General features: G+C 40.5%; 16 protein-coding genes and 1 pseudogene. 5 read left to right on the forward strand and 12 right to left on the reverse strand.

All coding sequences use genetic code 11. The features are described from left to right. Window positions 1-157 precede the first annotated feature (157 nt). The 11 genes from KTI78_RS04360 to KTI78_RS04410 form a co-directional block, all read right to left on the reverse strand. Window positions 158-1,393: a molybdopterin molybdotransferase MoeA gene (locus KTI78_RS04360; protein WP_262445315.1), complete on the reverse strand. Its 1,236-nt coding sequence runs from the start codon at window positions 1,391-1,393 to the stop codon at window positions 158-160. After that, window positions 1,393-2,316: a bifunctional molybdenum cofactor biosynthesis protein MoaC/MoaB gene (moaCB, locus tag KTI78_RS04365; protein ID WP_000799986.1), complete on the reverse strand. Its 924-nt coding sequence runs from the start codon at window positions 2,314-2,316 to the stop codon at window positions 1,393-1,395. Before moaCB ends, KTI78_RS04360 begins: the two co-directional genes overlap by 1 nt. 23 nt (window positions 2,317-2,339) lie before the next feature. Next, window positions 2,340-2,825, reverse strand: a complete 486-nt coding sequence (locus tag KTI78_RS04370; RefSeq protein WP_262445317.1) for a molybdenum cofactor biosynthesis protein MoaE — start codon at window positions 2,823-2,825, stop codon at window positions 2,340-2,342. A gap of 3 nt (window positions 2,826-2,828) precedes the next feature. Then, the gene (locus KTI78_RS04375; protein WP_262445318.1) at window positions 2,829-3,083 is read right to left on the reverse strand and encodes a MoaD/ThiS family protein; all 255 of its coding nucleotides are present in this window, start codon (window positions 3,081-3,083) and stop codon (window positions 2,829-2,831) included. Further along, window positions 3,084-4,124 carry a GTP 3',8-cyclase MoaA gene (moaA, locus tag KTI78_RS04380; protein ID WP_262445319.1) on the reverse strand — a complete coding sequence of 347 codons (1,041 nt, stop codon included), beginning with the start codon at window positions 4,122-4,124 and terminating at the stop codon, window positions 3,084-3,086. It lies immediately after the preceding gene. A gap of 228 nt (window positions 4,125-4,352) precedes the next feature. Further along, a complete protein-coding gene (locus KTI78_RS04385) occupies window positions 4,353-6,626 on the reverse strand; it encodes a molybdopterin-dependent oxidoreductase (protein ID WP_262445320.1) in 2,274 nt (757 codons plus the stop codon). Window positions 6,627-6,774: 148 nt separating this feature from the next. Then, entirely contained in the window at window positions 6,775-7,404 is a 630-nt protein-coding gene (locus KTI78_RS04390) for a molybdenum cofactor guanylyltransferase (protein WP_262445321.1), read from the reverse strand. Continuing rightward, window positions 7,401-10,184: a nitrate reductase gene (locus KTI78_RS04395; RefSeq protein ID WP_262445322.1), complete on the reverse strand. Its 2,784-nt coding sequence runs from the start codon at window positions 10,182-10,184 to the stop codon at window positions 7,401-7,403. The genes KTI78_RS04390 and KTI78_RS04395 overlap by 4 nt, the downstream gene beginning before the upstream one ends. Window positions 10,185-10,202: 18 nt before the next feature. Next, entirely contained in the window at window positions 10,203-11,825 is a 1,623-nt protein-coding gene (nirD, locus tag KTI78_RS04400) for a nitrite reductase small subunit NirD (protein ID WP_262445323.1), read from the reverse strand. A gap of 14 nt (window positions 11,826-11,839) precedes the next feature. After that, on the reverse strand, window positions 11,840-14,386 hold the full coding sequence (nirB, locus tag KTI78_RS04405; RefSeq protein WP_262445324.1) for a nitrite reductase large subunit NirB: 2,547 nt from the start codon (window positions 14,384-14,386) through the stop codon (window positions 11,840-11,842). A 27-nt stretch (window positions 14,387-14,413) separates the two neighbouring features. Next, window positions 14,414-15,754, reverse strand: coding sequence for an MFS transporter (locus tag KTI78_RS04410; RefSeq protein WP_016140699.1), 1,341 nt, complete (start codon window positions 15,752-15,754; stop codon window positions 14,414-14,416). A gap of 457 nt (window positions 15,755-16,211) precedes the next feature. Between KTI78_RS04410 and KTI78_RS04415 the strand changes: the two genes are divergently transcribed. Then, window positions 16,212-16,802 carry an ANTAR domain-containing response regulator gene (locus KTI78_RS04415; RefSeq protein WP_016140698.1) on the forward strand — a complete coding sequence of 197 codons (591 nt, stop codon included), beginning with the start codon at window positions 16,212-16,214 and terminating at the stop codon, window positions 16,800-16,802. After that, on the forward strand, window positions 16,803-17,825 hold the full coding sequence (locus tag KTI78_RS04420) for an ABC transporter substrate-binding protein (RefSeq protein WP_262445325.1): 1,023 nt from the start codon (window positions 16,803-16,805) through the stop codon (window positions 17,823-17,825). A 23-nt stretch (window positions 17,826-17,848) separates the two neighbouring features. Here the strand turns inward: KTI78_RS04420 and KTI78_RS04425 are convergent. Further along, window positions 17,849-17,944: pseudogene (locus KTI78_RS04425) on the reverse strand (hypothetical protein); the annotation flags it as partial. Window positions 17,945-18,450: 506 nt separating this feature from the next. On the opposite strand from KTI78_RS04425, the gene sbnA reads away from it, so the two are divergent. The 3 genes from sbnA to KTI78_RS04440 all read left to right on the forward strand — a co-directional run bounded on the left by sbnA (window position 18,451) and on the right by KTI78_RS04440 (window position 22,202). Continuing rightward, on the forward strand, window positions 18,451-19,455 hold the full coding sequence (gene sbnA, locus KTI78_RS04430; RefSeq protein WP_224991247.1) for a 2,3-diaminopropionate biosynthesis protein SbnA: 1,005 nt from the start codon (window positions 18,451-18,453) through the stop codon (window positions 19,453-19,455). A 21-nt stretch (window positions 19,456-19,476) separates the two neighbouring features. Continuing rightward, entirely contained in the window at window positions 19,477-20,490 is a 1,014-nt protein-coding gene (gene sbnB / locus KTI78_RS04435) for a 2,3-diaminopropionate biosynthesis protein SbnB (RefSeq protein ID WP_224991248.1), read from the forward strand. A 71-nt stretch (window positions 20,491-20,561) separates the two neighbouring features. Beyond that, complete coding sequence (locus tag KTI78_RS04440) at window positions 20,562-22,202, forward strand: IucA/IucC family protein (RefSeq protein WP_262445445.1); 1,641 nt, start codon at window positions 20,562-20,564, stop codon at window positions 22,200-22,202. Window positions 22,203-22,205: the final 3 nt, after the last annotated feature.

Genomic DNA, 22,205 nt, shown 5'->3' on the forward strand with positions numbered 1-22,205 from the left:
CTTACCACGATTTATGCAAGATTCATTATAAAAATAAATTCTTATCAATTATATAAAAGAATTCTTATTATAAAAAATAGGAAGTTATTATATAAATTTACTTAACAAATATAACTCACACAATTGTATAGTGAGTTATATTTATCATTAGTTATGCTTAGTTTGAAATAAATACGCCTTTCAATATATAACCCGCTTCCAACTTTACATTTGCCGGAATTCGAACTAAACAATTGGCCTGCATTAAATTACTCAGCATGTGCGATTGCTGTTTTGCCAGACTTTTAACTTTAAGTTGTCCATTGTCAAAATAAGCATGCATCCGTAGAAAACGTTCACGCGCATCTTCTTTTAAATCATGATCTAAAATTGCACTAAACCACTCTGGCCCAGTTTGATTTCCCTGCAAAGTATCAAGCAATACTTTACCGTAAACCTGCATAGAGACATAGACCGCAGCAGGATTACCCGGCAATCCCAGCAAATAACAATAGTGATCTTTTTCAGGTTGAGAATATTCAGCAAAAAAGAGTGGCTTACCCGGCTTTTGTTTTACTTTCCAAAAGATCTGTTCAAAACCCGCTTCAAAAGCGCATGGCCGAACAAAATCATAATCACCTACTGACACTCCACCTGTAGTTATGATGACATTATGACTATCTTTTAATCGGTCGAAATATTGTGTGACCTGTGTTGCCTCATCTGCCACATGAATAATTTCAACATCTAAGCCATAATCTTCAAACCAAGCTTTTAGTAATGGACCATTTGCATCAAAGATTTTGCCTTCGGCAAGATCTTCTGCTTTTTCGGCAACTTCATCACCAGTGACTAAAACAGCAACTTTCGGTGCACGGTAAATCTCAACCGTTTGTACACCAGCCATACTTAAGGCAGCTAAGCTTCCAATATTTAGAAACTGTCCAACTTGTGCAAGTAACTGTCCCTTCTGGATTTCTTCGCCAGTAAAACGAATGTCAGCTTGAGGTCGAATATGTTCAGTTAACGAAATTTCTTGTGCTGATACGACTTCTACTATTTCTTGCCTCGCAACATGTGTTGTACCTTCAGGAATTTTGCCACCTGTAAATATACGAATTGCTTGACCTTCACTCAGAATGTCATGACTTTCGCTTCCGGCACGAATCTCACCCATAACCTGAAACTTTTGATGATTTAAATCTTCTGCATGGCTACATAGCGCATAACCATCTACAGCACTTTGAGAAAAGCTTGGCAAATTAATTTCTGAGTAGATTTCTTTAGCAAGATACCTACTTAGGCTATTTTGAAGTCCTTGCTGAATTGAGCCTAATTTTTTAGGACGACTACTCATCAGCCCAATTGCTTCATCTACACTAATCAATCCACGCTCTGTACCACAACCTGACATTATTCATAGCCCCCCGGATGTGGTAAATCACGGCAAACATCAAAAATATGAACTAATGCCGGCAGGATAGCAGCCATTGATTCGCTTGCTCCACCACGGCTTCCCGGTAAAGTCACCACCAGTGAACGATCAATAAAACCGGCTACTCCACGCGACATTGCAGCATATGGCGTGCGTTTTTGCCCAAAAGATCGTGCAGCTTCCATTAAGCCATCTAGCTTACGTTCTAAAAGCGGCTCTAGCGTATCTACCGTAATATCACGCTTACCAATTCCCGTTCCACCAACGGTCATAATACAAGCATATGATTTGCTCAGCTCAAGCACTAAGTTTTTTAAAGTATCCGCTTCATCTGGCAAAATTTGGTAATGAATTGGGTCAAAGCCAGCCTCGGTTAAGGTTTCTACCACAGATTTTCCGGCAGTATCGGGTTTTCTACCCGCTGCAACGGTATCGGACAACACAATGACAGCAGCCGAAACTGGTTGACGCAACACACGCTTAAAGTGTGATTTGCCACCTTTTTTCTTAAGCAATTTACATTGATCCATCCAGAGTTCTTCTGGTTCACAATGCGGTTTTAACATGTCGTAAATGGTTAAACCTGCAAGACTTGCTGCCGTTAAGGCTTCCATCTCTACGCCAGTTGGGCCAATCGTTTCGACCACGGTAATAATCTTTACAAAATCATGTTCTAGTTCATATTCGACATCTGCACGATAAATCGGTAACGGATGACATAAAGGAATGAGCTCATCAGTACGTTTAGCTGCCAAAATTCCTGCCACACGTGCAGTTTTTAATGCATCACCCTTTTCAGTGTTACCTTGTCTTAATAATTCAATACAATGTGGAGGTGCATATAAAATTGCTTGTGCTTCAGCAACACGATAACTTTCCGGCTTCATTCCTACGTTTTTCATTATTTATCCTAGTCGTGCTTATTTCAGTGAGAGTGTTCGTGGCCGGCATGATGGTGATGTTTATGCTCTTGCGGTGCGTCTTTACGAATACAGCAGCCTTCTACATAGTGACTTGTACCATCGGTAAAGAACTCTTCTTTAAATACAGGTACTTCATGCTTTACTCGCTCAACTGCTTCTTCACATGCTTGAAAAGCTTCACGGCGATGGGCTGCGTAAGCAATTGCAATAATGGCTGTTTCGCCAACATCTAAATATCCAATCCGATGAACCACTCGCACATAAGATACCTGATACTTTTTCTCAATTTCCAGTTCAATTTCACGTATCATTTTTTCAGAAAGCGGTTTATACGAGGTATATTTCAATGCCTTAACAGCCTTGCCTTCATGGTGATTACGAACCGTACCCATAAAAATATTAATTCCACCGCATTCAGGAAATGATTCAATAGGATCAAAGGTATCAAGGCTTAAAGCCTGCTCTTGTATACGTGCAAAATCTCGCATGACTTACCCTCCTGCAACTGGTGATAATAAAACCAAAGTACACGACTCACTTAAGGCAGATTGTCTGGTTATAACGTTATCCTCTATCGCACATGCACATTTTTCCATGGCCTGTGTGCATTCCGGATGTAAAGTCACAATTTGATCTAAGACATCTTTCACTAAAATATTGGTAGGACAAACGATCGAAAGATTTTGAGGCAGCAATTTTTCAATTGCACCAAATGATTCGATTTTAATTTGGATAGATTGCTGCATTTATCCCCCGAGCATATGCATACTGATTTTACGGGTTTGTTGATGTTGTAAGGCATGAAAGCCTTTTGCTTTATGCCAGATATACGGCAGAACTTTCTCTTTTAACTGCTGGCTATGCAGCACATGATCGGTTGAGTTCTGTGCGTGTAATAGCGCTTGAAGCTGTGGCTTAATATTTAAACCCTGCTGCGCAAATAGACAGTTATACAACTCACCTTGTGCTGTTAGTCGTATACGGTCACATTGGTGGCAAAATGAATGAGTAATGGTAGAAATGATGCCTAGAGCATAATGATTGTTCAGCAAATATTGACGTGCTGGCTCGTGCTGCTGCTCGATAACTTGTACTGAATAATGCGGTTGTAACGCCTGTAAAATTTCAGCTTCACTCACCACATCTTTATTTGACCATAGTGCATCACCATCAAGCGGCATGAATTCAATAAAACGTAGTGGAATCTGGTTAGCAATCGACCATCTCACCATAGGTAGGATTTGATCATCATTTTTATTTTTCATTAATACACAGTTAATTTTAAAAGGTAGACCTACATCTTTTGCAGCTTGAATACCCTCAAGAACTGGTTCTAATTTTTTCTTGGTGAGATTTTTAAATTGAATCGTATCAAGACTATCTAAACTAATATTTAGGTCATCTAAACCAGCATCTTTTAATTGCTGAGCGTATTTAGCCAGATAATGTCCATTGGTGGTCATTGAAATACGTTTTAAACCTAATGCTTTTAGGGCTTGTAAATCGCGAACGAAATGGACAATGCCTTGACGCATTAATGGCTCTCCGCCCGTAATACGGATGCTTTCAACACCATGTTGCACCATAAAACTGCAAAACTGAAAAAGCGCCTCAAAACTAAGCAAATCTTGTTTATTTAGCCATTCAGGATGTTCCGGCATGCAATATACACACTTAAAATTACAGCGATCGGTTACCGAAATTCGTAACTTTCGCTTGATACGCCCATATTGGTCTTGCAGAACAGATGGCGTATTTTCAGAGTGATATTGTTTCATCTTTTGCACTCATGTCGAGAACAGTTCAAATATTGCTGGCACTTTTTCTGGGCAATTAAAGTAGGAAATTGCGCCTCTATAGTGCTCTGGTATTTATGCAAAATTTGTTCCAATTCTATTTATCATCCATAACTATGCGGGTTGTAATTAAAATATTGGCCTACTGTTTTAGCTCAGATTTAAAAAGTCTTGCACAATCAGCGTGGCCTCAACTTGTTATATTGCCCTACTTTATTTCTAGCACTTTTCTAAACGGATGGGTACATATTTATGGTACGGCGTTTTAGATAATGGATCACAATGTTCAGCGGAAATTAGTCGATTTAATTGTGGTCCAATTGGCTCTCCACCTTGAAAGCGCATACCGTAACCATGCGGAAGCGAAACAACTCCTTTTCGCATTCCTTCATCAAAATTTACAGTAACTTGAATTTCTCCATGTTGAGAAATACATTTAAGCTGACCGCCTGCATCTACATTTAGTTGTTTTGCATCTTCAGGATGAATGCGTAAAGCCCCTTCAGCATCTACTTTTCGCCAAGCTGGATCACGGTAAATTTGATTGGCGTTATAGCTACGTCGCTCACCCGATAAAAGTATGAAGGGAAATTCTTCTACATTAACCTGATGATTTTTTAAATTTGCAAGCTCGTTTAACATCTCTGGGATAGCAAGACGTATTTTCTTATCTTTATAAGCCACTAGTTTCCAGACTTCATCATATTCATGTTGTGACAACACCACACCTGAACGTTGCTTTAAAATTTGCTCGAATAAACGGACCCCTAAAGTTAAAGGATTACCGTTGTAACCTGCACGGCGTACCGCTTTGGTGTGTAACACAGCATATTGAATTGACAGTGGCAGTAAAAAAGCAACTGAACCAGCTGATTTTTCTAACTGTTTTCCTAAAGTGCGATAGAGAATTGAAGCGGCAAAAGGAATATATTTTTTATGTCGGGCAAAAGTTAAACCTAAAGCGGTTAGATAAGGTAAATAGGCTGTTTTTTTCGAGTCAACCGCAGCGATTTTTTCTAAAAGCGGAAAGCGTTTTGGAATCACCTGCATAGCTTCAAGTAATCGTGTATAAATTTCTGCCTCTGGCAAAGTATTAGCTTGAGCGGTCAATACTGGATGTCTTAGGTGAAAGCCATTCTTAGGAAACTCAAGATTAAAGCCCGTAAATTCCCATTTCTCAAACTGAGTGTGTGCAGGCAAAATATAGTCAGCGAGTCTAGCAGTTTCTGTCATGGCCACATCGACCACAACCAACAAATCTAATGCTTTAAAGGCTTCCTCAAAAGCAGGTGTATCTGGATAAGTTAATAACGGGTTACAGCTATCTACAAAAACTGCGCGAATTCGCTTTTCCCCTGCTTTTAAGATTTCATCGGGTAAAATGTTAGGTGGAAAAAACCCCGATATTGGGAACATTTTATGGTAAACGCTACGTCGATATTTTGGCTTTCTTTCATCTGTGTCGCTTAAGATTGGAATAAACATAGTATGCAAATTATTGGTGCCTTGCTTTCCAAAGTTTCCAGTCACTAAGTACAGTAGTTTTTCTAAATATCCGTTTAATGTGGTATTTAAAGTATGTTGAATACCTAAATCAATCCGCACACATCCTCTTTTTGCCTTTGCAAAATCTCGAACCACTTGGTAAATCAAGTCGACTGGAACATCTGCTTTGGCAATATAGTCTTCAATCGGCACACGACTAAATGCTTTTTTTACTTCTTCAAAACCTTGTGTGTGCTGCTCAATGAATACTGCATCATAAAGGTTTTCTTTAATAATGATTGCAATCATTGCTGACATTAAAAAAGCATCTGTTCCAGGTTTTAGCTGCACATGAATATCTGCTTGTTTGGCTGTCTCGGTAACACGTGGGTCAAACACTACCATGGTCCGATTCGGATCTTTCTTAATATGTTTTAGCGTGTCGCGTGCGTTGGGAATACCATGTGCCTGAAAAGGATTTGTCCCAATAAAAAGAACATAGTCGGCGTGTTCAACATCTTCTGTGGTATGGCAAGCCTGACTCCCGAATAACCGCCCATTGAGCCAGAAATCACCTGTTTTTTCTTGTGCAAGAGAGTTGTAAGCATAATAACTTTTCATGGCCAGCAAAAGTTGGCGACCATACGCGGCACCCAGATGATTGCCTTGACCGCCGCCCCCAACAGAAGCAAAAGCAGTTCCACCAAAATCATCTCTAATCTGCACTAATCGATCAGCAATTTCTTGTATAGCAACATCCCAACTCACTTCTTGAAATGAGCCATCTGGCTGGCGTTTTAAAGGTACAGTCAAACGATCTGCGTGTTGCTGGTAGTGCTGTAACCTAGCAGCTTTTTGGCAAATGTAGCCTTGAGAAAATGGATGTTCGGGATCACCTTTAATTTTGACAAACTGGTTATCTTTAATTTCTACGCTTAAACCGCAGTTTCTAGAACACAAAATACATGCGGTCACATCTGTTTTATTTTGCTTCAGCGCTTCAATCATGCCCTTTGACTCCCTTTATTTTTATACATTTGATTGGAATAAATACCAAGTTCCAAAATAGAACTTAAATAATAAATAGTCAACAGTACAAAGATTAAAAAGGTATTTCACTCGACCAATGTAAGTTTTAAATCACTCATATACGAAGTTAATTTGCTGTAAAAATTTCTTTAAATGCTTTGATTTGTTTGTATTGCTGAAGCTCATCCAATGAGTTGATGCTATGAAAAAAAAGATTCTGTTTTTGGAATATAGCCACTTGAGCATGTAAAAGCTTAAAGCACTCTTTCAAACTTAACCGCTGCTTTTCAATTTGCTCTGTTATGGTATTTAGGCTTTCACGTTTTAATAAGCAAAATGGGTATAAGGCATCTCCATTAATTGAAACATACGCTGCCTGAGCCTGTTTATTTTTCCGAAGTGCACCGTGTAATTTGGCAACGACTTGTGTAGGTATATAGGTCACATCACAAGGGATAAATAAAACATAGTCTGCGTTTACATTTGACCATGCACTTTTCATTCCCATAAGTGGCCCAAAAAAGCCTGCTGCATCATCTTGATAACATTGAATGTCCGGTACAATACTTTGATAAATTGAATAATCGCGATGGCTATTCACCCAAATTTTAGACACTGATGATCTTAGTTTCTGATGAATTTTAATCAGTTGAGTTTCACCATCAAATTGCTGCAACAATTTGTTTAAACCATTCATACGGCGGGCTTGTCCACCCGCCAGAATGACCAAATCAGTTACGGGATACCCCTTATTCACACTTCCACCTCCTGTTGGCAAGCTTTAATCAAGCCACGGATTTCAGGTAAACATGAACCACAGTTACCACCTGCTTTTAAACAAGCTGTCACTTGCTTTTCATGAGTAATATTTTGAGTTTTGATTGCGTCTATAATTTTGTTCTTACCTACTTTAAAACAACTACAGACTAAAGGTCCGTCATTATTTGTAGCAGACATTGGCATGCCAGCCAGTAACGCTTTACGGTGTAATGCACTTAAACGTTCACGTTTAAACAGACTTGCGACCCAATCACGATCTGGCAATAGATCTGGTGGAGCGATATATAAGCTTGCGATCACCACACCGTCTTTCAAAATGATGCTATGACTGAGTTGAGAAGAAATATCTTCAATACTCAACCATTCAAAAGTTTCATCTGCAAAGGGCAAGAAGCTTTTTAGGTTCTTTTGAGTGTCATGAAAAGTTTGACGGTCTGCAAGTTCGTAACGATTAGTTTTCACCATTTTGACCTTGGTCCACCATGCACAGTGATGTAGCGATTCTTGAATATGTGAATCATATCCTTCACGCACATAAAGTACGCCCTGCCAAGTGGTATAAAACGGTTGAATCGTGACAGGTGTATGTTTGAACTCAGGCTCGCCTGAAATAGCATCGACTTCGGGGTTAACGACTTTACCAATACGGGCATCGGAAGCAACTTGTTCAGTCCAGTGAATTGGGGCAAAAATTTGGCCACGACGTACTCCCGACGAGAATGTTACACGTAGTACACAACTGCCCCATTTTGAACGGACTTCGACCAAGCCTTGATCACGCACACCAAACTTCAAGGCATCACTCGGATGAATCTCGCAAAATGGTTCGGCACGGTGACTGGTCAAATTTGGTGACAAACCTGTACGCGTCATGGTGTGCCATTGGTCTCGAATACGTCCAGTGTTTAAAATAAGTGGATAGTCTTCTGAAACCGCATGAACTGGGTCAATTGCAACGGTCGGAATCAATTTCGCCTTGGCATTTTTATGACTAAACTGACCCTTGCCAAATAGCTGTTGAACGGCATTACCATCTTGGTTTTTATTCCACACTGGCCATTGAATGGGTTGCAGCGCATTGTACTCAGCACTACTCAGATTCATTAAGCCTTTTAAGTTGAAATAACGAAAATTATTACTTTGTCCACGAGCATCTATGTCTGCATTATCTTGTGCAGATAACGCTGCATGCTCATTAAAGATGTCACTGGCACTCGCAAAGTCAAAACCTTTAAAGCCTAATTTTTTCGCGACTTGGCTAACAGACCACCAATCCGCTTTTGCTTCACCTGGCGCAGGTAAAAAAGCACGTTGACGTGAAATACGACGCTCAGAGTTCGTCACAGTTCCATCTTTCTCACCCCAACCTAAAGCTGGAAGTAACACATCGGCGTAAGCTGTCGTATCAGTATCTGCACAGATATCTGACACGACGACTAACTCGCACTTCTCTAAAGCACGTTTCACTTGATCGGCATCTGGCAGGCTCACGACTGGATTGGTTGCCATAATCCAGATAGCTTTAATTTTTCCAGCTTCAACGGCACGGAACAAATCCACTGCTTTTAAGCCAGCTTGAGTTGCAATAAATGGACTGTCCCAGAAAGTTTGAACAACTTTTTGATGTAATGGATTATCTAAGTCCATGTGCGCAGCCAACATATTGGCTAAACCACCAACTTCACGCCCACCCATCGCATTGGGCTGACCTGTCATTGAAAATGGCGCAGCGCCGAGCTTACCAATTTTTCCAGTCAATAAATGACAGTTAATAATGCTATTGGCTTTATTTACACCCTGACTTGATTGATTCACACCCATTGAAAATAAGGTAATGACTTTGTCAGTTTGAGCGAATTTCTCAAAGAAATGCTGCAATTTGTCTAAAGAAATACCACTACGTTTTGCCACATACTCGATATCAGTTTCTGGCTGACTACTTGCCAAAACATCGTGCAGACCTTCGGTATAAGCATCTAAAAAGGTCTGATCCGCATGGCCATTTCTATATAAATATTGAAATAAGCCATTAAACAACGCGACATCTTGACCTGGTAAAATCGGTAAATGTAAATCAGCTTGTTCGCAAGTACTGGTAAAACGTGGGTCAATCACGACCACGAACATATCCGGATTTTTGTTCTTAGCCTGCATGATCCGCTGATACAGCACAGGATGACACCATGCGGTATTAGAACCGACTAAAACCACCATGTCGGCATGTTCAAAATCTTCATAGCTTGCAGGGACAATATCTTCGCCAAAGCTACGTTTATGACCCGCAACAGCCGATGACATGCAAAGGCGCGAGTTGGTGTCGATATTTGCCGTGCCCAAATAGCCTTTTACAAACTTATTTACTACATAATAGTCTTCAGTCAAAAGCTGACCTGAAACATAAAATGCAATACTGTCACGGCCATATTGGTCGATACAAGATTGGAATTTATCAGCAATTTTATTGATTGCTGCATCCCATGTCGTTACTACCCGATCGGCTTTTCGTCCCATCATCGGTTGTAGAACACGTGTTTCTAACCCCAAAGTATCCGCCAAGCGGCTACCTTTAATACATAAGCGTCCAAAGTTGGAAGGATGCTCAGCATCCCCCTCAACTTGTACCAGAGGTCCTTGAGGTTTTTGCTGGACGTTTACGCTAACACCGCAACCCACCCCACAATATGGACATGTTGTTTTGGTTATAGTTGTTGCAACATGGTCGGAGCTATCGATTTCAACGCTTGGAATACTATTCATAACTGCTCCTTTCCTTATTTAGCCTGCATTTTTTAATGCAAAATCTCGACCAAATAGCAGTTTATTTCTAAATGATGAGACTGGGGTTTGATCTGCAATTAACTCTGCATACCACATGCCATCTTCAGTATCGCCAAATAAAACTGCGCCAATCACTCTATCACCTTGAATAATAATGCGTTTATAGATGTGACGTTTTTCATCATTCAAAATAATGTCTTCATAATCATCTTTCGGCTCAAAGTTACCCGCTGAGAATACATCAACACCACTTACTTTTAATTGAGTCGGTACGGTTGGCGCTTTAAAAGTTAAACTGCCGTGCTCTGCTAAATGTGTCGCGCAAATAAATGCTTGGCCCCATAATGGTTCAACCAAACCAAAAGTTTGTCCGCGGTGTTCAATACACTCACCCACTGCATAAATACTTGGATCAAACGTTTGCATGGTGTCATTGACCAACACACCGCGGTTACAACGTAAACCGGCACTTTGCGCCAAGCTAATATTTGGACGAATACCGACTGCAAATACCACAAGATCGGCTTCTAAAACCGTGCCATCTTTCAAACGGATTTGCTTCACATGACCGTCTTCATCACCAATTAACGCTTCAGTATTCGCTTCGGTAATAATGTGAATGCCTTTTTGCTCAATGCTATGACGCAATAACTGACTCGCACGGCTGTCGAGTTGACGTTCCATAATGCGGTCCATTAAATGCAGCACCGTCACATTCATGCCACGTTGTTTTAAACCGTACGCTGCTTCTAAACCAAGTAAACCACCGCCAATCACCACTGCATTGGTTTTTGAACCGCAGTATTCAATCATGGTGTTAACGTCATAAATATCACGGAAAGTTAACACGCCCTTTAAGTCGACACCTTGAACTGGCGGAATAAACGGAGCCGACCCTGTCGCCAAGATCAAACGGTCATAATCAACAGTTTGCCCTTTTTCGGTGTAAACCACTTTACGTGGACGATCAATTTTTACAGCCTTGTCACCTGCAATAAATTTGATGCCTTTATCGTCATACCACTTCGGTGGATGGAGCATGATGTCTTCAATGGTTTTTTCGCCTGATAAAACCGGAGATAACATAATGCGGTTATAGTTTCCCCATGGTTCTTCACCAATCACCGTGACCTCATAACGGTCTGGTGCCATATCCAGTAAATCTTCTAGGCAACGCATTCCTGCTAAACCATTACCAATCAACACCAGTTTAAGTTTGTCTTGAGACACACCTGTATTGGTAATATAAGTTTTTTGCGGCACAGGATTGATCAAAACACGACCATCAACAATTTTGCTCGGATAAACTGAGAGTTTTTGGTCTTTATCTTCTAAACAACGACCCGTTGCCAAACTAAAGTGTTGTTTATAGATTGGCGATGCAATAACCCGCTCACCTTGTAAATCGCCAATAATGCCGCGGCTCATGACATTGGCTTGGCTAAACGGATCTTTATTGCTGAGCACGTAAACACGTTTTTCATGCCCCACACGGAAGATTGCAACCGCTTGACCACCCACTAGCGCACCTGCGCCAGTATTGGGGGTTAAATCATCGAGTGCACATACATCAATCCATTGATCATCAGGAAGCATATTTTTGTCTTGTACAATATTCATAGAGATTCTCCTTGTTATGCTTCAACCATTGGAATGCGGTCTTCTGAACGTTCAGCATCAGTTAATGGACGGATCTGACCACGTTCAGTCGTAAATTGAATGTGTGGATCGGCCTGTTCACTTGCATCTGCATTGATATAGGTCTGGAAGCGTTTACGTACTTCAGGATTTTCTACCGCAGTACGCCATTCGTCTTGATATGTGCCAATAATGTGTTCCATACGACGCTCAAGCTCGGCAGCCAAACCAAGAGAGTCATCTACAACGACAGATTTAAGGTAATCTAAGCCACCTTCCATGTTGTCGCGCCATACGCTGGTACGTTGTAAACGGTCTGCGGTTTGGATGTAGAACATATAGAAACGGTCGATATAACGGATGAGCGTTGCTTTATCGAGGTCAGAGGCAAGTAGTTCTGCATGACGTGGTTTCATACCACCGTTACCACAAACATAAAGGTTCCAACCTTTTTCAGTCGCGATAATACCGACGTCTTTACCTTGCGCTTCCGCACATTCACGTGTACATCCAGACACAGCCATTTTTAATTTATGTGGTGAACGTAAACCTTTGTAGCGGTTTTCAAGTTCGATCGCTAAACCAACCGAATTGTCTACACCGTAACGGCACCAAGTACTTCCCACACATGATTTCACGGTACGCAATGATTTACCGTAAGCATGACCAGACTCGAAACCAGCAGCATTTAGCTCTTCCCAAATGAATGGAAGCTCGTGAACTTGCGCACCGAACATGTCAACACGTTGACCGCCAGTAATTTTGGTGTACAGGTTATATTTTTTCGCGATTTGACCAATGGCAATTAAACCATCTGGAGTCACTTCACCGCCTGCCATACGCGGCACAACCGAGTAAGAACCATCTTTTTGGATGTTACCCAAGTAATAGTCGTTACTGTCTTGTAAGCCTGCGTGACTTGGCTCAAGTACGAAATCATTCCAGCAAGAGGCCAAAATGTTTGCCGCAGCTGGTTTACAAATGTCGCACCCTAAGCCATGACCATGTTGATGAATCAAATCATCGAAGGTTTTGATTTCATTAACACGAACCAAGTGATACAACTCTTGGCGCGAGTACGGAAAGTGTTCGCAAATATGGTTATTTACAGTCACACCTTGACGTTGTAACTCAGATTTCAATACTTGAGTCACTAATGGCGCACAACCACCACATGCTGTTGCTGCCTTGGTGCATTTCTTTAATGCACCTAAAGAGGTCGAACCATCGCTAATTGCTTGGCAGATATCCGCTTTTGAGACGTTATTACATGAACAAATCGTTGCGCTGTCAGGTAGCAAATCTACACCGCTGCCACCCGACTTACCTGCTGATTGCTCAAAGCCCGGCATAATCAAGCTTTCAGGAACTTCCGGTAAAGCCAGACCGTTTAACATCATTTGTAAAAGGTCGTTGTATTCTTTGGCATCACCCACCAAAACTGCACCAAGCAATTTGGTTTTATCTGCATTTACAACAATCTTTTTATAAACCAGTGCATGCTCATCTGCATAGAAATAGCTTAATGCACCCGGCGTCATAGCATGCGCATCACCTACAGAGGCAACGTCCACACCCATCAACTTCAACTTAGTGCTCATGTCTGCGCCAGCGAAGCAATGACACTCTTCATCTAAAATGTGTTTTGCTGCAATACGTGCCATGTCATAGCCCGGAGCAACCAAACCATAAATTTTGTTTTGCCAAAGTGCACATTCACCAATGGCATAAACATTGGTATCTGAGGTTTGGCAGTAATCATTAATGACGATACCGCCACGCTCACCAATCGCGAGTCCACTGTTGCGTGCAAGCTCATCACGTGGACGGATCCCCGCAGAGAATAAAATGACATCTGCTTCAAGCTCACTACCATCTGCAAATTTCATTACATGCGTAGTGCTGTTGCCCGATTCAATAGATTGAGTCGCTTTTTGTGTATGAACTTTTACACCAAGATCTTCGATTTTGCGGCATAAAACTTTACCGCCCAAGTCATCAATTTGAACTGCCATTAAACGTGGCGCAAACTCAACAACATGGGTTTCTAGATCTAAATCACGCAACGCTTTAGCTGCCTCAAGACCCAGTAAACCACCACCAATGACTACACCTGTTTTTGCATTAAGACTTGCTGCACGAATCGCATCTAAGTCTTCAATCGTACGATAAACAAAACAGTTTTCACGGTCATTACCCGGAATTGGTGGAACAAATGCATAAGAACCCGTTGCCAACACCAATTTGTCATAGCTAATCACATCGCCATGGTTGGTTGTAACTGTTTGCGCTGCTGTATCAATTGCCGTTGCTTTAGTGTTTAAACGCAAGTCAATGCCATGTGCATCGGCAAAGTCAAAACGAGCTAAAGATAAATCTTTTGCCGATTTCCCCGAAAAATATTCTGTCAAATGTACGCGGTCATACGCGATACGAGGCTCTTCCGCGAGAATCGTGATTTCCAGTTCATCATCTGCTTTTTCTAAAATGGCTTCGATGAATTTGTGGCCCACCATACCATGACCAATCATTACCAATTTCATAGTGTTTCTCCTCAAATCACGTTGCTTTTAAGCTGCGTTATTGCGATCTAAAATAGCTTGCTCAAATAGACGTTGTTCTTTTGCCTTGTGCTCTACCGAGAAGCGAATCAACATCACGAAGCATCCAGCGACAATGACAAATCCACCTAATGCCATCAGGCAAGATTGAATATCTGTCATACCTTTTAATAAAAAACCTGCAACGACCGCGCCTGCATTGCCTCCGGCACCGATAATGCCAGACACACCACCCAGTGCTTCACGGTCGATAAATGGAACCATGGCATAGGTCGCACCGCATGCCATGTTGATGAAGAGTGCAAAGACCACCATGCTCATGATGGCCAAGTGCGCGACATTCATTTGTGAAAATAAAATCAGGAATAACCCTTCGCCCAAAATCATGACAAAGAGTAGTTTTGTACGGCCATCCAAACCTTTTTTGATTGCTACTTTGTCAGAGAGAAAACCTCCCAAAGAGCGAGCAAAGATGGCAAGTAGTCCTAAAATTCCGGCAGTTAAGCCTGCCTCTTTTAAGCCAAAGTGAAATTTTTCGACGTAGTACATGGCCAAGATGTTGTGCATAAAAATCTCAACACCAAAACATGCGCCGTATGTACCAAATAAAATCCAGACACGGTAATTGCCAGCTGCTTGTTTCATTACAGCCCAGCCGCCTTTTTTACCGCTATCGGTTGCAATGCCTTGAGCGCGCAGCTCATCGAAGTTGCCTTGTGGACAGTCTTGGGTAAATTTCCAGTACATGAATGCCACTACAAGCATCATTATGCCGGGCATTAAAAGTGCAATACGCCAGCCCATAGATTGCTCAACGCCAAACATCACAATTGCAGAGAGAATCAAAGGCATGACGGCTTGTGTGGTACCACCGCCCGCATTACCCCAACCTACAGCAGTTGCATTGGCTGTGCCCACTACATTTGGAGCAAACATGACGCTAGTGTGATACTGAGTGATGACAAAGCTTGCGCCAATGGCACCAATCAAAAAGCGGAAAAAGAGAAAGGATTCGTAACTTCTAACAGCAGTGATTCCAATGACTGGGATACTGCCAACAAGTAAAAGTGTGATGTATGCTTTACGTGGGCCATATTTGTCACACAAAGGCCCGACAACCAAACGTACTACAATCGTGACAGCAACAGCCGCAATGCTAATGTTAGCAATTTGGTCTTTTGTTAAATGGAACTCACCTGCAATGACAGGCATGAGAGGCGCACAGGCAAACCACGCAAAAAAGCAAGCAAAAAAAGCGAGCCAACTCATGTGGAAGGCCCGCATCGCTGGAACTGTAAAATTAAACAGCTTAATAGATGTTGCTTTTGTGGCTGACAAATTCAAAGACATTGCCTTCACTCCGACTGAACGTAACTTCTTTGTGCACACCTAGGTATTCACAAACTCGATCAGAACGGACATCATTGGCCGTCTTTAAAACTCATGGTCGTCTTCGACCTGTTATTGAATAAGCATTTTGTATGCCAGCTTTTTTAAAAAATTAAATTAATATTTTTTTATTATTATTTTTCATATAGATAAAATTTTTTAAAATATCAAAATGATCATTCTCATATCTTGGACTGCTTTAACCTTGCACCCTTATAGGGTTCAGGTAAAAATACGCTTTGCTACAAAATGAATCGCATTTTTGCACCAAGATTGATCAGTAGCGCCATTAAGCATGCTAATTTAGCGATAAAGCTCGATTTTTTCTTTAGTTTGCTATGGCATTAATCTTGCTTAAATAATTGATAACAAAAACGCGTCGAATTGGCGCATTTTCTTAGCCTGATTTTCTGAACTTATGCCAAAACTCAAAATAGCCCTTATTGATGATGATCATGCGCGAGCCGACTATATAAGAAAAAGTTTGCTTGAAAATGATTTTGAAGTAGTCGCATGCCTTACTTTGGATCATTTGAATATCTTTCGTCTGGAACATTTGCAAGCCGATGTCATCTTGCTTGATATGGATCATCCTCATCGTGACATTATTGAAAGTTGTGTCAGTAGTTATGACCTACCTACAGTTCTATTCACCAAAAATTCTGATAAAGACACCATTAAACAAGCCATCGATGCGGGAGTAACTGCTTATATTGTCGATGGCATCGACCCTTCCCGCTTACATACCATTTTAGAAATCTCAATTGAGCAATATAAAAAGCACAAAAAACTCGAAGGTGATTTAAAAGAAGCTCAAACCAAACTTGCTGACCGCAAGGATGTCGAAAAAGCCAAAGTGCTACTTATGCAACTGCATGGCCTACCCGAAGAAACTGCATTTCAGCTTCTTAGAAAAAATGCGATGAGCCACCGCATTACAATTGGAGAAATGGCACGGCGTTTACTTGACGCTCAAAAATTACTTGGCAATCAACTAAAGGATGAATAAATGAGCAAATTAGAAAAGACTCAATTACAACTCGGCTATATTCCTTTGCTTGATTGTCTTGCGTTGCTTTGGGCAAAACAAAGAGGTTTCTTTGAAGAAGAAGGTTTAGAAGTTACTTTAGTTAAAGAAGCATCTTGGGCGAGTCTGCGCGACCGTCTTGCTTTTGGATTATTAGATGCAGCCCATTGCTTATCTGCAATGTTACCTGCGGCGGCTGTAGGCGCAGATCAAATTGGTACACCTCTACAAACATCGCTGGTTTTAAGTGAAAATCGTGCTTTTATAAGCTTAAGTCAAAAGCTTACTCATCAACTTGCAATTCAAGAAAATGACACCGCACAAGTAACGGCACAAAAAGTGACGAGCTATCTTGAACAAGGTCACCCTCTTTCTTTAGCACATGTGTTTAAGCATTCTATTCACCATTACTGTTTAAGAGAATGGTTGGCTTTAGCAAGCCCAAAACTTGCGCAGTCTATTCAGCTCAAAACATTACCGCCACCATACATGGTCGAAGCACTGGATAAACATGTGATTGATGGTTTCTGTGTAGGTGAACCTTGGAATACCCAAGGTGAGCTTCTGGGTTTAAGTAAAATGATTTGCTCAAGCCAAAACGTTATTCCTTCTGTCGCTGACAAGGTTTTAGCCGTAACGCAAGAATGGGCGGAGCAGCATCCACAAACGCTCGTCGCGCTCACCGCCGCAATCATGAAAGCCCAACAAGAGTTGAGCGAGTTACAAGACTTTGCGCCAATTTTAAAATTATTGGTTGAGTCTGGAATCGTTCGTTTTCATTGCTCAGAGGAAGTGCATGTCGATAAATATTTTATGATTCAGGATATTGTCCGTCATTTAGTAAAAGAAAGTGCACTTCCAAAAGTAGAAGACTTTTATTGGCTGCTCGAACAAATGCAAAAATGGGATGAACTTCAATTCGAACAAGCACAAATCACAAGTTTGGGAGCTCAATGCATTAATCTTGAGGCTTATAAACAAGCCAAACAGCGATATTCTTCATAAATTATCTGGGTCAAATCAGCATAAAAAAAGCTGTCTTTTGTGACAAAGACAGCTTGAAAGACCCATAAGACAAAATGCGAAATACGCATTACTATACTTTCTGGACTCAACTGATCCATTGAAAACACAGTGCTTATGCAAATGATCATATCTATCTAAGCATATCATTTTCAGACATTTTCATATCAATAACTGCCACTTAATCAATTTCAGTTATTCATTCTCAGCCTTTTAAGAAAGCCTTCAAATATTCCTCTCTCTTTAAGCATTCATCTTAGCTATGTTCTCTACAAAATAGTGATACATAACTGATGTGGGTCTGGTCATCAATTTCTTTTTAATTCTTCGAAGTAATTTCAAGCAGACGTCTTAATTAAATTAATTTTTTTAGCTTAAAAGTAATTTATTGCCTATGTGGTTATATTTAAAAAGATTTATTTATTTATCCTTCTATAAAACTTAAATATTACGATTCAAATAATTACCTAAAAAAAATTAGTGAAAATTCCTCTAACTATCTCCTTTTTTGAGTTACAAACAGCAACAATCTTGTCACAAATGGTAATCATAATTAAATTAATAATCATTATCATTCACACCACATAAAAACCTGAGAAGATCTACCATGATCCATGAAAATATTCTCGAATGCATAGGTAAAACGCCACTATTACAACTATCAAGGCTATTCACGCATCAATCAGTCTCAGTGATTGCGAAAATGGAATTGTTAAACCCAGGAGGAAGTATTAAAGACCGTCCAGCATTATTCATGCTACAGGAAGGTCTGAAATCTGGAGTCATCAATAAAGATAGTCATATTGTTGAAAGTTCGTCAGGGAACTTAGCTATTGCTCTTGCAATGGCATGCAAAATCTATGGATTAAAATTTACTGCGGTGATTGACCCGAAAATTGCCTCAGCAAATTTACAAATGCTGAAGCTCTACAAAGCCAATATCGAAATGGTCTCTGAAAAAGACCAAAACGGCGGTTACTTAAAAACCAGAATTGACACTGTAAAACGACTCTGCCAACAACTGCCGAATGCTGTCTGGATTAATCAGTATGCAAATCCAAACAACTGGAAAAGCCACTATTTTGGTGAAGCAGAAGAAATCCTCAATCAAATTGACCGCAAAATTGATTACCTCGTGATTGGGGCGAGCACCTCAGGCACGATTATGGGCGTATCGCGTCGCCTTAAAGAAAGATTTCCAGAATTAAAAGTGATCGCAGTCGATATCGTCGGCTCTGTGTTGTTCGGTGGTACATCTGGTCCACGCGAAATTCCTGGCATTGGTGCAAGTACTGTCCCACCACTACTCTCCCCCGATGAAATTGATGATGTCATTTATGTAGATGACTATGAGTCGGCACTCGGTTGCAGAGAGCTTCTTGAACATGAAGGAATTTTTGCAGGCGGTTCGAGCGGCTCATCGATTTCAGCCATCAAAAAACTGATTCCAACCATTCCTGATGGATCGTGCGTCTTAACGTTGTTGCCTGATCGCGGTGATCGTTATTTAGATCTGGTTTATGAAGATGAATGGTTCGAAATGATCAAAAAGCGTCACTTCAATCGAAACATACGACGCCAAGAAAACCTTACTTTACAAAATGTTGTTTAACTTTCTCCTTAGGAAATATTCATGAGCAATTTGGCTACCCTTCGCTATTTAAGTCAATCAGATTTATTAAATCTTGGCGCAAATCATAGTAATTCATTTATTGAAGCGATTACTGAAGGTTTAACCCTGCATGCAAATAAACAGTTTGTACAACCCTTAAAACCATACCTTCGCTGGCAAGGTGCCGACCATATTGCTGACCGTATTATCGCAATGCCTTGTTATTTAGGTGGCAATGACCCGATTGCCGGAATTAAATGGATTGGCTCAAGACAACATAACCCTAAAAAATTCAATATTCCACGTGCTAGCGCACTGATTGTTTTAAATGACTCAGAAACAAATTATCCAGTTGCAGTGATGGAAGGCAGCTTAATTAGTGCCATGCGAACTGCTGCAATTACCGGTGTTTCAATTAAATATCTAGCGAAAAAAGACTTTTCAGACATCACCGTGATTGGCTGCGGGCCAATTGCTCAAATGCAGATTAAAACTGTGCTTGAACAATATGCTCAAGTGAAAAAAGTACATTTATTTGATGTAAACCCTGAAGCAGCTGAAAAACTCAAAGCATTGTTCTTATCGGAATATCCGCAATTAGAAATTGAAATTCATGACAGCGCTAAGTCTGCAATTGAGCAAGCCGATGTCCTTATTACCTGTACCGTTTCAGATAAACCTTACATTCCATTTGAATGGCTTAAAAAAGGCTGCTTTGTTTCAAATATTTCAATTATGGATATTGAGCCCGAAGTCTTCTTAAAAGTAGACAAAGTGATTGTAGATGACTGGGACCAATCCAACCGAGAAAAGAAAGTCATCAACGTACTCGTTGAAGATGGTTTATTCAGCCGTGAAAAACTACATGCTGAACTTGGCGACATCATTATCGGTCATAAAAACGGCCGCGAACATGAAGATGAAATCATTTTGCTCAACCCAATGGGCATGGCGATTGATGACATTGTCTGCGCTAAGTGGTTCTTCAATGCCGCACAAGAACAAAACGTTGGCACAGTTCTACCGCTTTTATAAGAATAGGAATAACTAAAATGTTAGATCGGATTTACACAGCACAACTACAAAAAACGATAGATGCTCTCTACATGGAGAATTATGGAGATTTTAAAGATCATATTTCCTATAAAAAGCCTTATTTGGCAATAACTCTCAATGATGAGTTGGAACTCTATCTAAGCTGTTTAAAAGTAGATGGTGTAAATCCTTTCTATATCACCCAACCCGAAGTTCTGCTTTATAACCTCTTAAACAATACGACGTCTAAAATTTCTATTTCTGAAGTTTTTAACTATTTAACCCAAGCGTCTTGGTGGCCGTCACCACACCGTCAGAAAGCAATTAATTATTGGCTCGACAACTTAGTAACGGCTGAAAAAATTCCTCAAATTTTACAGTCAGCACTTTCATTTTCATCGCCTTTAGTTACTAGCGAACTGCTCTCGCTGGTAGCCGACCGTCCATTTCATCCATTCGCCCACTCAAAAGGAGAACTTGCACCACTTACAACTCAAAAAGAAATTGAGGTGTATTGGTGGGCTTTTAAGAAAGATGACGTGATCAATAATATGGAGTCGATTCCTCATAAAGAGCTTCTGTTATCAGAAGCTGAGGACAAGCATATTACTGAAAAAATGGCTGAGCTTTCAGATGACTACTTAGCCCTGCCTTTGTTAGAGACGCAACATCGCTATTTAAAGTTTGATGAAAATAAGTACGGCGCTATTGACCTGAACCATGTCACGACAATTGGTTCACCGACTTCTTCATTAAGAACGCTTATTCATAACGCAAACCCTACTCTGCATTTAAAACTTTCGACCAATGCTAAAACATTAGGCGCAATCCGCTCTATGCCAGGCCGTTATTTAATGAATGGGCATACGGCTTATGATTTTTTAAATGAAGTCATTAATGAAACTTCTTTATTAAAAAATCGCCTCTTTTTGAGTAATGAAACACATTGGTGGGTACTCGGTAAACAAGAGCCTATCGTAAAAAATTTAGGTGTAATCGGTTGCCAAGTCAGACATTTACCCGATTTTTGCCAAGATCAAAATGTCACACCTATTACCATGTCAGCTTTAAGCTGTACGTATGTTAATCCTTGGGAAACATTGGGCATTGAAGGCGACAAATGGACATTATTAAAAGACTTAAGTGTTCATTTTATTCAAATATTCTTAACGCTTTGGGCAAAAGGAATCATGCCGGAATGCCACGGGCAAAACACCATGGTGTGTTATGAAAATAATAAGTTTAAATGCTTTATTTTACGAGACCACGATACCCTAAGAATATGTACCACAGCCATTGAAGAAAGTGGTTTTACACCTCCGATCTATACCATTGATACCAGTACGCCGAACAATCTTATCTTTACTAAAAATGAGGACTTATTTAACTACTTCATTACTTTAGGGATTCAAATTAACCTCTACCCAATTGCTTTAGCGACTTTGAAATATACAGATCGTACAGAAAGCGATTTTTGGGAAATGGTTCAAGACATTATTCAAGATTTTGTAGAAACCCAACCGATTTCAGAGCAAACAAAATCACAAATTCAAACTTATCTTTTTGACAATAAGACTTGGCCATTCAAACAGCTACTTACACCTTTACTCGCGCAAGAAAGTGACTCAACAGGCATGCCAAGTAAAATCGGAACCACACCCAACCCTTATCAGAACTTGTGTGTTTCTAGCTATGAGACCATGGATATTTAAATC

Source organism: Acinetobacter sp. WU_MDCI_Abxe161 (genome assembly GCF_025514355.1).
Classification (GTDB): domain Bacteria; phylum Pseudomonadota; class Gammaproteobacteria; order Pseudomonadales; family Moraxellaceae; genus Acinetobacter; species Acinetobacter pittii_E.